The 11,280-nt window shown below is 39.9% G+C and carries 14 protein-coding genes; 9 read left to right on the top strand and 5 right to left on the bottom strand.

What is annotated here, in order from left to right; translation table 11 throughout:
- Nucleotides 1–3 precede the first annotated feature (3 nt).
- The gene (locus tag ACZ5XX_RS03530) at nt 4–303 is read left to right on the top strand and encodes an MTH1187 family thiamine-binding protein (protein WP_464585692.1); all 300 of its coding nucleotides are present in this window, start codon (nt 4–6) and stop codon (nt 301–303) included.
- Here ACZ5XX_RS03530 and ACZ5XX_RS03525 read toward each other — a convergent pair.
- Nucleotides 300–1,379: a DegT/DnrJ/EryC1/StrS family aminotransferase gene (locus ACZ5XX_RS03525; RefSeq protein WP_464585690.1), complete on the bottom strand. Its 1,080-nt coding sequence runs from the start codon at nt 1,377–1,379 to the stop codon at nt 300–302. The genes ACZ5XX_RS03530 and ACZ5XX_RS03525 overlap by 4 nt on opposite strands.
- An 11-nt stretch (nt 1,380–1,390) precedes the next feature.
- The gene (locus ACZ5XX_RS03520) at nt 1,391–2,395 is read right to left on the bottom strand and encodes a CPBP family glutamic-type intramembrane protease (protein ID WP_464585688.1); all 1,005 of its coding nucleotides are present in this window, start codon (nt 2,393–2,395) and stop codon (nt 1,391–1,393) included.
- 68 nt (nt 2,396–2,463) lie between these two features.
- On the opposite strand from ACZ5XX_RS03520, the gene ACZ5XX_RS03515 reads away from it, so the two are divergent.
- On the top strand, nt 2,464–3,606 hold the full coding sequence (locus ACZ5XX_RS03515; RefSeq protein WP_464585685.1) for a tRNA (guanine(10)-N(2))-dimethyltransferase: 1,143 nt from the start codon (nt 2,464–2,466) through the stop codon (nt 3,604–3,606).
- On the opposite strand, the gene ACZ5XX_RS03510 is transcribed toward ACZ5XX_RS03515, so the two are convergent.
- Entirely contained in the window at nt 3,597–4,283 is a 687-nt protein-coding gene (locus ACZ5XX_RS03510; protein ID WP_464585683.1) for a hypothetical protein, read from the bottom strand. The genes ACZ5XX_RS03515 and ACZ5XX_RS03510 overlap by 10 nt on opposite strands.
- A gap of 209 nt (nt 4,284–4,492) precedes the next feature.
- On the opposite strand from ACZ5XX_RS03510, the gene ACZ5XX_RS03505 reads away from it, so the two are divergent.
- Nucleotides 4,493–5,197 (top strand): DUF4013 domain-containing protein, encoded by a 705-nt coding sequence (locus tag ACZ5XX_RS03505; protein ID WP_464585681.1) that lies wholly within the window; start codon nt 4,493–4,495, stop codon nt 5,195–5,197.
- Here ACZ5XX_RS03505 and ACZ5XX_RS03500 read toward each other — a convergent pair.
- On the bottom strand, nt 5,148–5,438 hold the full coding sequence (locus ACZ5XX_RS03500) for a hypothetical protein (RefSeq protein ID WP_464585679.1): 291 nt from the start codon (nt 5,436–5,438) through the stop codon (nt 5,148–5,150). The genes ACZ5XX_RS03505 and ACZ5XX_RS03500 overlap by 50 nt on opposite strands.
- 583 nt (nt 5,439–6,021) lie before the next feature.
- Between ACZ5XX_RS03500 and ACZ5XX_RS03495 the strand changes: the two genes are divergently transcribed.
- The 6 genes from ACZ5XX_RS03495 (at nt 6,022) to cofG (ending at nt 10,727) form a co-directional block, all read left to right on the top strand.
- Complete coding sequence (locus ACZ5XX_RS03495; protein WP_464585676.1) at nt 6,022–6,486, top strand: Lrp/AsnC family transcriptional regulator; 465 nt, start codon at nt 6,022–6,024, stop codon at nt 6,484–6,486.
- Between the two features lie 73 nt (nt 6,487–6,559).
- Nucleotides 6,560–7,498 carry a histone deacetylase family protein gene (locus ACZ5XX_RS03490; protein WP_464585674.1) on the top strand — a complete coding sequence of 313 codons (939 nt, stop codon included), beginning with the start codon at nt 6,560–6,562 and terminating at the stop codon, nt 7,496–7,498.
- A gap of 15 nt (nt 7,499–7,513) precedes the next feature.
- Nucleotides 7,514–8,188, top strand: coding sequence for a SepCysE family protein (locus ACZ5XX_RS03485; RefSeq protein WP_464585672.1), 675 nt, complete (start codon nt 7,514–7,516; stop codon nt 8,186–8,188).
- A gap of 63 nt (nt 8,189–8,251) precedes the next feature.
- Entirely contained in the window at nt 8,252–9,223 is a 972-nt protein-coding gene (gene mptA, locus ACZ5XX_RS03480; protein ID WP_464586192.1) for a GTP cyclohydrolase MptA, read from the top strand.
- A complete protein-coding gene (locus ACZ5XX_RS03475; RefSeq protein WP_464585669.1) occupies nt 9,207–9,647 on the top strand; it encodes a DUF2120 family protein in 441 nt (146 codons plus the stop codon). The genes mptA and ACZ5XX_RS03475 overlap by 17 nt, the downstream gene beginning before the upstream one ends.
- Complete coding sequence (cofG, locus tag ACZ5XX_RS03470; RefSeq protein ID WP_464585667.1) at nt 9,648–10,727, top strand: 7,8-didemethyl-8-hydroxy-5-deazariboflavin synthase subunit CofG; 1,080 nt, start codon at nt 9,648–9,650, stop codon at nt 10,725–10,727. It begins immediately after the preceding gene.
- Here the strand turns inward: cofG and ACZ5XX_RS03465 are convergent.
- A complete protein-coding gene (locus ACZ5XX_RS03465) occupies nt 10,722–11,276 on the bottom strand; it encodes a DUF429 domain-containing protein (protein ID WP_464585665.1) in 555 nt (184 codons plus the stop codon). The two genes, cofG and ACZ5XX_RS03465, sit on opposite strands and share 6 nt — an antisense overlap.
- Between the last annotated feature and the right edge of the window lie 4 nt (nt 11,277–11,280).

Raw genomic sequence — 11,280 nt, 5'->3', positions numbered from 1 at the left:
TAATTGATAACAGCAGAATTGAGTATAATCCCCATAGGAACTGGGGATACGAGTTTAAGTGACTATATAGCTGCCGCGATAAAAGCAATAGAGAAGAAGAATATTAAATATGAAATATCCGGTATGGGGACGCAGATAGAAGCTGAGAACTTTGAGGATATCCTAGATGCTATAAAAGCGGCTCATGAAGCCGTGTTCAGATTAGACTGTGATAGAGTGTATACCACAGTTAAAATAGATGATAGGAGAGATGTTGAAAAAACTCTAAAAGATAAGATAGCCTCTGTAAAGAGCAAACTCTAAACTGGGAAATTCTCAACCGCATCAATTATCCTATCAAGGTCGTCCATGGTTAGATTGGGATGTACCGGTAATGACAAGACCTCCCTAGAGGCCTTCTCAGCCTCCGGACAACTAGCCCCAAAACCAAGATCCTTATATAATGGTTGACGATAAATCGGCCTCGGATAGTACACTCCAAATCCTATACCTTCCCCTCTGAGATATTCCATCCACTTTTCCCTGTTTTTAACCCTTACAGTGTACTGGTGGAAAACGTGCTTCGCATCATCCATGACATAGGGCGTCTTAATATAATCAAGGACTTCAAGGTTCTCTGTTAAGTATTCTGCATTTTTTATCCTTCTATTATTGAATTTTTCAAGTTTTTTAAGTTGGACTATCCCAATGGCGGCGGCTATATCAGTCATCCTAAAATTGTATCCTAGGAGCACATGCTCATAACGTGCACCTTCACCGTGAGATCTTATCATCCTAGCCAGGTGGGCTATATCCTCATCATCAGTTGTTATCATCCCACCCTCCCCCGTGGTAATATTCTTCGTAGGATAAAAGCTGAAGCATGCGATATCAGCTAATGAACCCACCTTTCTACCATGATATAATGCCCCATGTGCTTGTGCCGCGTCCTCAATAACTATGAGTTCATTATCCTCACCTATATCATTTATATGGTCCATTTCAGCTGGCTGCCCATAAAGGTGAACAACTACTATAGCCTTCGTATCCCTGGTTATGGCATCCTCTATCTTTTCAGGGTTTATGTTATAGGTCTGGGGATCTATGTCAACAAAAACTGGCCGAGCCCCGACATAGAGGGCCGCATTCGCCGTGGCGGCGAAACTAAAAGGCGTGGTTATAACTTCATCACCTTTACCCACGCCAGCCGCTAATAATGCAACATGTAAAGCGGTTGTGCCAGAGCTTGTGGCCACCGCATATCTGCTATTAGTGTAATCAGCGAATGCTTTTTCAAATTCTTCGACTTTGGGGCCTTGGGCGAGGAAACCCGAACGTAATACTTTTACCACTTCTTGGATTTCATCATCTTCTATTATTGGACTTGCAATTGGTATCATAATCCAAAACCTCACTTGAGTACTTTAAGGACATCTTCTCTCCTATCCCTAAATAATATGAATATTACAACTAGGGCGGCCACTAGAAGTATGATAGGCGAAAGGTAGGGGTTTGGTGGTGTCACCACCAAGGATGGTAGGTTGCCGAGTCCACTGTCAGGTGAATTATGAATTACACTCACATAAAGGTTATTGATGATGTGGATGCCTATGGCCAATTCTACACCATCATCTGCAAGGGTGATAAGACCTAACATTAAACCTATTATAAATGCACCCAGCACAATAGATAAGCTCATCATTGGGGTGCTCCCATTCCACCAATGAAGTCCAGCAAATATTAATGAGTTCGCAATCAAGACCAAGAATGGGCTTTTTGATAAAAGTCCAAGAGCTTGTAAGAGATATCCTCTGAAAAAAACCTCTTCAAAGGATGCTTGTATTGGGAATACAATAAGGGCTATCACGGATAATAATAGGAAACTTTGGGGTTCGAATGAAAATTTAAAAGATTCAGGGCTTAGCATGAAATATATGATATCTATGACTGACATTATCAAAAACCATACAATAGCGCCTCTAACCATCCTCCTCCAATCAATTTCTCGACCAGTATTTATAAGGGATTTGAAGCTTCTATTATGTAGGAACCTCACAGATAAATAAAGGAATATATAAGCTACACAGAACACCATACCCGCGATTACAAGCAGCCAAAACGGATTAAACAATATACTATAAACATCCAATGTCATATTGGATAAAAAGAGAAAAATTCCAAGGAATATGCCTAATATTATCCCCACGAGGATGCTGGAACCTCCAAGGGTTAATATTATAGTTAGAATATACCTCCATAGACTATTATTACCCTTCCTAGCATTAAATAAAAATCTGGGCCTATCATAGGCCTGGTCCCCTAATCTTTTGCCGCAGGAAATGCAAAATCTGGCACTTCCCCGATTTAAGGTTCCACACCATGGACAAATTACCCTCAAATCCTTACCTGGAACCATGATACACCCCTATGTTCTTTGTTAAATACCCTATTCTTAAAAGTATAAAGATTTTCTTATATAGTAACATGAGAGTGAATGAAGGCAGAGTAACAATCAAAATCCCCAGTTTCGATAAGGTTTCCTCAAAGGCCCCTGTATTCTATAATCCTAGTATGGAGCTTAACAGGGACATTTCAGTCCTGGCAATTCAACAATTCCAAAAAGAGAAAAAATCCAAGATAAAAATAGCCGATCTCTTTGCTGGTAGTGGTATAAGGGGTATAAGATACCGACTTGAAATAGAAGGGACTGAGAGGGTCTTAGCCAATGACATAAATCCAATTGCAGTGGAATTCATAAAAAGGAACAGTGAACTCAACAAAGCCCCCGTTGACATAACAATGGAAGATGCCAACATCCTACTCCGGAAAAATAGGGGTGTGTTTGATGTTGTCGACATAGACCCCTTTGGCACACCATCCCCTTTTATAGAATCAGCTGGTTATTCCCTTAAAGATGGTTCATTATTATGTGTCACGGCAACAGACACTTCTAGTCTCTGCGGCACATACAAGAAACCTTGTATAAGAAAATATAACGCAGTGCCCTTAAAGACAGAGTACTGCCATGAAAATGGTCTGCGGATACTAACAGGTTTCATAAGCCTAACCCTTGCAAAGTATAAAAAATACATCAAGGCAAGATTAGCTTATAGTAGCCAACATTATATGCGCCTCTACTTGGAAATCGGCAAAGGAGCGTCCAAAACAGATAAATCACTCAAAGATAATATTGGATTCATCTACCATTGCCACAATTGTCTATTCCGGAGCCTAGAACATGGCCTACTCCCCATCCTGCCAAGAGAATGCCCCCAATGTAGTGAAAAATTAGATTTTAGCGGCCCCCTCTGGATAGGTGAACTAGAGGATGAAAATTTCATCAAGGGTATGATAAGATCGCTACCAGAGAAAAAATTGAACAAGAAAAGAAATATCCTAAAATTATTAAAACTTTTAAAAGGCGAGAGTGGGATGCCCCCAACATTTTATGATACCCATAAAGTCTGCAGCAAAATGAGAATAAGCGCCCCACCCCTCAAAAAAATCATAAAAACACTACAAGAAAAAGGTTTTAAGGCAACTCGAAGCCACTGCAAAGCCACTGGCATAAAAACCAACGCTCCAATAATAAGATTAAAAGAATCAATCAAAGAAGTCTATTCATAATCCAACATGCTATGAGTATAATAATATTGTAAGGCTTCCGCATTTTTAATTTCGAAACTACGATAAGGATTATAAATGTATGGATAAAAGAAACCCTTAACTACATAATAATACGCTTCCAATGGCCCGTATTGGCTCCGTATTATATGATAATATAATGGGAAGCCACAACCCTGGTTTATTATGATATCACCATCCCTTACCGTGCCATGATAGACAAGTGGTATAGGACCCTCCTGGCCATTCTCCTTCGCACGTTTCATGATATAGGCCAATGCCTCATCTAACGTTTGAAATTCTATCCCATCAGTTCTATAAGTCCATTTATCGGCTGGCACGCCATTGATTCCTTCATCCCACACTTCACTCCAGTTTATCCTTGTGGTGTATGGTTTTTTCTCTACATAGGCTAGTTGTAGTATTAGGATGTCTCCTTCCATGTAACTGCGATAATTAGAGGATCCACCATAATGTACTACAAGAGCGCATTTAGACCCATGAGACCTCGCATACTCAGCAAGTAACCTGGAATGCGGATGGCCAGGGTACATGTCAGGATTGGCCAATTTAACAAAAGCTAACCTGCCAAGAGGCTCAAACTCCCCATTAGCTGTCGTGAAATGCACATATCCCACGAAGATTATGACTAAAATGATGAAAATCGCAGCTTTCTTCATTAGGCCACCCTATAAACTCTAAAGTATCCTCTAAACTATACCTTCCAAGATGTTATTCTATATAAATTTTTGCAAAAAAATATCCTTTATCTCATCTTTCACTTGATGAGTTATAACCTTTAACTCAGAAAATAGGAGAATACAAGTAACCTATATATAATATTAAATTGAATATTATAAAAATGGTTTTTTCTTGGGAGGTGTGAAATGTGGATATTGGCGAAATTATAAGTGATTCAGTTAAGTACCCGATATCGGATTGGAAAAAACTTTTAACACTTGGAGTACTGCTTCTATTAAGCTTCCTATTGATCCCAGTGTTTCTTGCTATCGGATACGCCTTCAGGACCCTTAAAACCACAATAGCCGGTTTCGATGAGCTTCCAGAGTTCGATGAATGGGGTGAAATGTTCATTGATGGAGTTAAAGTCTTTGTTGTCACTATAGCCTATATGATAATACCATTGATAATCATATTTGCCAGTATTTTCTTCACTGGATCATATGGTCTAACTCTAACAAATGTACTATTGCCATTACAAGCTGGTGGGAGTATTATGATAGTAGGGTTCATCCTTGCCATCATATTCGGGTTATTATTAACAATCGCAATAGCTCATATGGCATTCAATGACAGCCAACTTGGAGCAGCATTCCGAATCAGTGAAATATTAGAGGTCATAGCAGACATCGGATGGGCGAACTATATCATTTGGTATATTGCAATTATAATCGTTGGTGGGATAATCGGTTTCATAGCAAGCTTAGTCATAGGCTTGATATCAGGTCTAATGGGTTTAATAGCCCCATTGGTTGGCTCAGCCGTCAGTTATATACTATCAGCCCTCTTGGTGCAACCTTATCTCAACCTATTTTATTACAGAGCTCTTGGCCTCCGATACGCTTATCAATAAAATCTACCCCTCTTTTTTTCTTCTTTTGGGGGCAATTTGCACTGGTTTTATCCCTTGTGGTGTATGGTTTTTTCTCTACATAGGCTAGTTGTAGTATTAGGATGTCTCCTTCCATGTAACTGCGATAATTAGAGGATCCACCATAATGTACTATAAGAGCGCATTTAGACCCATGAGACCTCGCATACTCAGCAAGTAACCTGGAATGCGGATGGCCAGGGTACATGTCAGGATTGGCCAATTTAACAAAAGCTAACCTGCCAAGAGGCTCAAACTCCCCATTAGCTATTGTGAAATTGTGTGATGAAAGTCGCAGTTTTTTCCTTGATTGACCGCCAAAAAAAGCTTGAAGATTAATGTCTTATTTCTTTCAAATTTTTTTTGAAATTTTAAAAAATATTGAGTAACTATATATAATAAAACTGACAAATTTAATTTTTGGATATTCTAGGAGGTGTATCATTTGTGAATATCCGCAAGATTATAGGCGACGCTAAGTACCCGGCATAGAATCAGAGGAAATCAAGTGTATTTCTACCCGTAAACTCATCCGCCCCATCAGAGGGAGGACTCCTATCAGCAACCTTACTAGTAATAGTGGTCCTAGTTAATCCCATTATTTCTCGTTATTAGATACACTTTCAAGGTCCTAAACTACAACACCAGTTAATGAGCTTCTAGAGTTGGGCTATGAGGGGATATTCATTGATTGGACTTAAAGTTTCAATCTTCATCAATTACCGGGTCGTTCTTCATGATCTTATTTCCTATTCTCTGATAAAATATTTTCCCATCCCCCAAAGGATGGAATAGAGGGTGATGATATGGAGGATATTGTTAAAATAGATGATATAGACAAGAAGATACTTCATCTCCTTAACAAGGATGGGCGGATGTCCTATAGGGAGATTTCAAGGAAGCTCGGAGTATCAGTAGGCACAGTCCACAATAGGGTGGATAAACTCATGAAAAATGGGGTGATAAAAAGATTCGTCCCTGTGATAGACCATTCAAAACTTGGCTACAAATTAACGGCTATCATAGGTGTTAAAGTAAAAGGTGGTGTTCTGAGAAACTGGGAGGAAAGAACAGCATATCACAAAAACGTCCTAGCAATCTATGATGTTACAGGAGAATTCGACGCCATATTAATAGGGAAATTCAGGGACACCAGCGAACTTGACAAGTTTATAAAAGGCCTTCTAAGGGAGAACGATGTTCAAAGGACATATACCCAAACAGTTTTAAATATTGTGAAAGAGGATATGACATCCTCCCAGATGCTATAATTGACCATAGATGGTGTGGTTTATGACAATAATCTATTCTCCCTCCTATGATCTTCATAATATGGAGTTACATGTGGAAAATAAAAAAAGAACAGATGCTATCATGGAATCACTCAGCGTTCTAGACCCTAAAATAGTGGAACCTAAAATGGCGAGTCCCACCGATATCCTAAAAGTTCATACTCAATCTCATCTAGATTATGTGAAAGGATTCGCAGAAAGAGGTGGAGGTTATCTTGACTATGACACTTATATGACAAGCGAAAGTTACAATGTCGCGCTTCTAGCTGCTGGAGGCGCTATCACAGCATCAGAGATAGTCTCGGAGGATGGTGGCTGGGCTTATTCAGTCGCAAGGCCGCCAGGACATCACGCCACTAGGGATAGGGCTATGGGCTTCTGCATATTTAACAATATGGCAATAGCCATCGAACATCTTAGGGAAAAAGGATTAGATCATTTCCTTATAATAGACTTTGACGTGCATTATGGCAATGGAACAGCAGACATATTCTATGATGACCCCAATGTAATGTATATTTCCATACACCAGGACCCTAGGACATTATACCCTGGCACGGGATTCATAGATGAGATGGGTGCTGGTGATGGTATGGGTTACACTATGAATATTCCCATGCCACCAGGTTCAAATACCAGTGATTACATATGGATACTATCGAGGATATTGGAGCCTGTGAAGGATGAATTCAAGCCAAGCATGGTCTTTTTAGAAGCCGGTTTTGACGCTCACAAGGATGACCCCCTTGCTAATATGATGATTGACGAAGAATTTTATACTTGGATGGGATCATACATGAGCAATGAAAGGGTAGTTGCAGTCCTTGAAGGAGGATATAACCTAAAAGCCCTTGCAAATTCAAATTTAAAATTTGTTAAATCACTAATGGGGCTTGAAAATCCAATAGAAGATGAAATAAGAGCCTCTGATTTTGTTAAGGGCATATTTGAGAGGATAAGGAGTAAATTTCCAGAATACTTTAAAATATGATGAGAGGATCACATCATGGAAAAGATGAGGATAAAACAAGCAGAAGAACTCATAAAAAAAGCATGCACTAAACAAAAAAATACCATGATAAGAGAACCAGAAGAGGGTATAATCAACGTCAAACACTTCGAAAACGCCATGAAAGAGCTGATAAGAGGTGAAGATTACATTTATAAAAGCTTACCATATCATAAGCTTTCAAAGGAGGAGGCGCTTGGATTCTGCCAACACCTCCTCAAGGCCCGGGAGAAAATCGACAGAATACTCTCAGACTTCAAAGTATTGGAAATGGAGGACCTGAAAGATAAAATAAGAAAATTATCAGTAGACACGCTTATAATAACCACAAAAAGTGACACGAAAAAATCATTGATTAAAAGGGGAATCAAAGCCCCACACATCATCGTTACCGGCGCCCCACTATCAATCGAAGACATGAAAAAAATAAACCCAAAAATCCCGGAAAAAACACTAAAGAATATAAAAAAGAGGATAGAACACACAAAAGATGATATAGAGCGTAAAATTAAAAAAATGAGCATAAAAAAAGTCATAGTATTAGCAGAAACCAATCCAACATCAAAACTCATCGCAGAAAGAGCCAAAGAACTCTACAATGCAAAAATCATCCTAGATGAAAACCCAAAGGACATAACAGATGACAAACTCATCAAAATACTCTCAAAATAACCAACATCTATATATAATGATTCTTCCTACTATATTCTAAAAATCGAGGTGTAAAATTTGGGCATGATCTGCTTCCCAGATACACAAGAAAAAATACCAACAATCCCCGTGCACCTTACAAGAGTCGGAGTCACAGGGGTTAAAAAACTTCTCAAAATCGAAAGAGAAAACAAAAGACCAATAATACTACTACCAACCTTCGACGCCTTCGTAGACCTCCCAAGCAAACAAAGGGGAATCCACATGTCAAGAAACCCAGAGGCTATCAGCGAAGTACTAGAAGAAGTGGTTGAAAGGAACGTTCTCGAACTAGAATCATTATGCGCAGAAATAGTTAACTCACTACTCAAAAAACACAAATACGCCAGAAGAGCCGAAGTAAGCATGGAAAGCGACTTCATGTTCAGGAAAAGATCACCAATCACCCATAAAAGAAGCCAGGAAATGACGAAGATAATGGCCGATGCCGTCGGATACAGAGACCGGGACGAAGTCATAATAAGGAAAATGATAGGCGCCGAAGTAGTGGGCATGACAGTCTGCCCCTGCGCACAAGAAACAATAAAAGAAGCAGCAAGACAAGAACTAATAAAATTCCTCGACAAAGAAACAACAGAAAAAGTCCTTGAAACAGTCCCCATAGCCTCACACAATCAAAGAGGAAAAGGCATGATCATGATAGAAGTCCCAGAAGACCACACAATCAGGGGCGAAGACCTTATAAAGATAATAGAAGAATCCATGAGCTCACCAGTCTATGAATTATTAAAAAGGCCGGATGAAAACGCTGTAGTAATAGAAGCCCACAGGAACCCCATGTTCGTAGAAGACTGCGTCAGGAACATGATACACCGCATAGTTAAGGAATTCCCGCACCTACCCGATGACACACTCGTAACAGTAAGACAAATCAACGAGGAAAGCATACACCGCCATAACGCCTTCGCAGAAAAAGTTGCCACCATGGGAGAACTAAAATATGAAATAGAAGAACTAAACAACAAAATGGGTGGTCAACTTGATAAAACTGCATAGACTCGCGGGCGACATAATGACATACCTAGACGCCTATGAAGGCTCCAGACCAGCCCTAGACTCCCCCAACATACTAATAGTAAGAGGACACTCCAAAAAAAGGATAAAAGCAGATAACATGAAAAAGATCCTCGACGAACTCATGGAACACCTCGAAGCAGAAGAAATAGACCTACTATCAGATGCCGGAGCAGACCTCATAGGCATAATGGATGAACATATAAGAAAAAATGTTGAAGTCGGAGCAGACCCAGACATAGCCGGAGTACAACGCCTAAAAGAATCCCTCGAAAGCATGAACTTCACAGTAGAATACCGCCTAGGAATCACGAGAAAAACAGGCTTCTTCATAGTATTATACAAAGATAAAAGCGACATAGGCCCTTGTTTTGTTGAAATCGTCGTCTCTGACATTGGTGAATAGATGAAACCCTCAAAGGATGACCTCAAAAACTACCTAAAATGTGAAGGCATCCACATATTGGATCTAATGAAAAAAGCCCTAGAAAAACAAAGGGAAAAAACCATAACATATTCCAGGAACGTTTTCATACCAGTAACAAGACTTTGCAGAAACCGATGTGGCTACTGCACATTCCGCAGAGACAAAACAGAAACGCCAATATTAGCACCAGATGACATCATGAGACGATTAAAAAAGGCAGAATCATATGGTTGCAGAGAAGCCCTATTCACATTCGGAGAAGCCGCAGATCAACTAGAACCCGTGAAGAATCAGCTCGAAAAACTAGGCTATGATACCATAGTAGAATATATCCACCATCTCTGCCAAGAAACCCTCAAAAATACACTACTTCTACCCCACACCAACATGGGCATACTAAAGTTTAAAGATCTTAAAATTCTCAAGGAAGTTAACGCATCCATGGGCCTCATGCTCGAAACATCAAGTCCACGACTCATGAAAACAATAGCCCATAAAGAGAGCCCAGGAAAAGACCCCAAACTCAGGATCAGAACCATCAAAGACGCCGGTAAACTCAAAATACCATTCACAACTGGACTCCTCATAGGTATAGGTGAAACAATAGAAGAAAGAGCAGAGTCCCTCCTAGAATTAAGGAGGATACAGGACAAATACGGGCACATCCAGGAGATCATAATCCAAAATTTCAGGTCAAAACCCGGAATCCCCATGGAAAACCACCCAGAACCCACACTACTTGAAATGATAAAGACAGTGGCCGCCTCAAAGATACTATTCCCTGATGTGAGCATACAAGTACCCCCAAACCTCAACCGGGAAACCAGCGAAATGTTCCTTCTTGCAGGTGCAGATGACTGGGGTGGTGTTTCACCCCTAAGTAAGGACTATGTTAACCCAGAGGCCCCATGGCCCGAGATAGAAGAACTTAAAAGGATAACAAAAAATGCAGGGTTTATACTGAAAGAGAGACTCCCAGTCTATCCAAAGTTCATATCAGAGGAATACCTTAGTGAAAAAGTCCTTGAAAGAGTGAAAATTCACCTAAATACACTATAATGGCTTCGGGAGGACAATAGCACCCTCAGATTGGTCCCCAAGAATCATATATTCTCCTTTAAGGTAAAAATAGCCTGTAACAGCAGCTATGGTAGCATCAAATTCATGAGGACTTAAATCATCCCATTCTATCCCGAAAATGGAAGATATCCCGTACAAGTTTATTAATTTTCGTGCAGTGCCTGGATGAGTTTCTATTATAACTAAATCAAGATTTAATGATTCTAACGTTTCTTTCAAACGCATTCCCCTATATGTTAACATTTTCATATAAGGGAACGTTAAGGGGAGGACCCGTCCATATTTTCTGATCTCCAAATCGGCCTTTCTGAAATGTCCAAATCTACTGCATTTACATCCCCTCTCAAGGCAACATCTCCCCTTTGGGAGTGAAAGAGGAGCATCAAACACGACAAGATCAACATTCACAGTCACATCTATTATTCTATTATCAGATAATACCTCAAAGGCTTCAATCTCCCTATCGGATATTATGGCAATGCCGGTTTTATTTTTTTCTTTTGCCGCGAGATCGACACCAGCAATCAAACTA

The sequence above is a fragment of the Methanothermobacter crinale genome (assembly GCF_055397825.1).
The sequence above is the reverse complement of the archived record's forward strand: the minus strand, read 5'-3'. Positions and strand labels throughout refer to the sequence as shown.

Bases quoted from the DNA above. Each gene is read 5' to 3' on its own strand.
- ACZ5XX_RS03525 (WP_464585690.1), bottom strand. From the start codon at position 1,379: ATGATACCAATTGCAAGTCCAATAATAGAAGATGATGAAATCCAAGAA.
- ACZ5XX_RS03520 (WP_464585688.1), bottom strand. From the start codon at position 2,395: ATGGTTCCAGGTAAGGATTTGAGGGTAATTTGTCCATGGTGTGGAACC.
- ACZ5XX_RS03515 (WP_464585685.1), top strand. From the start codon at position 2,464: ATGAGAGTGAATGAAGGCAGAGTAACAATCAAAATCCCCAGTTTCGAT.
- ACZ5XX_RS03510 (WP_464585683.1), bottom strand. From the start codon at position 4,283: ATGAAGAAAGCTGCGATTTTCATCATTTTAGTCATAATCTTCGTGGGA.
- ACZ5XX_RS03495 (WP_464585676.1), top strand. From the start codon at position 6,022: ATGGAGGATATTGTTAAAATAGATGATATAGACAAGAAGATACTTCAT.
- ACZ5XX_RS03485 (WP_464585672.1), top strand. From the start codon at position 7,514: ATGGAAAAGATGAGGATAAAACAAGCAGAAGAACTCATAAAAAAAGCA.
- mptA (WP_464586192.1), top strand. From the start codon at position 8,252: ATGATCTGCTTCCCAGATACACAAGAAAAAATACCAACAATCCCCGTG.
- cofG (WP_464585667.1), top strand. From the start codon at position 9,648: ATGAAACCCTCAAAGGATGACCTCAAAAACTACCTAAAATGTGAAGGC.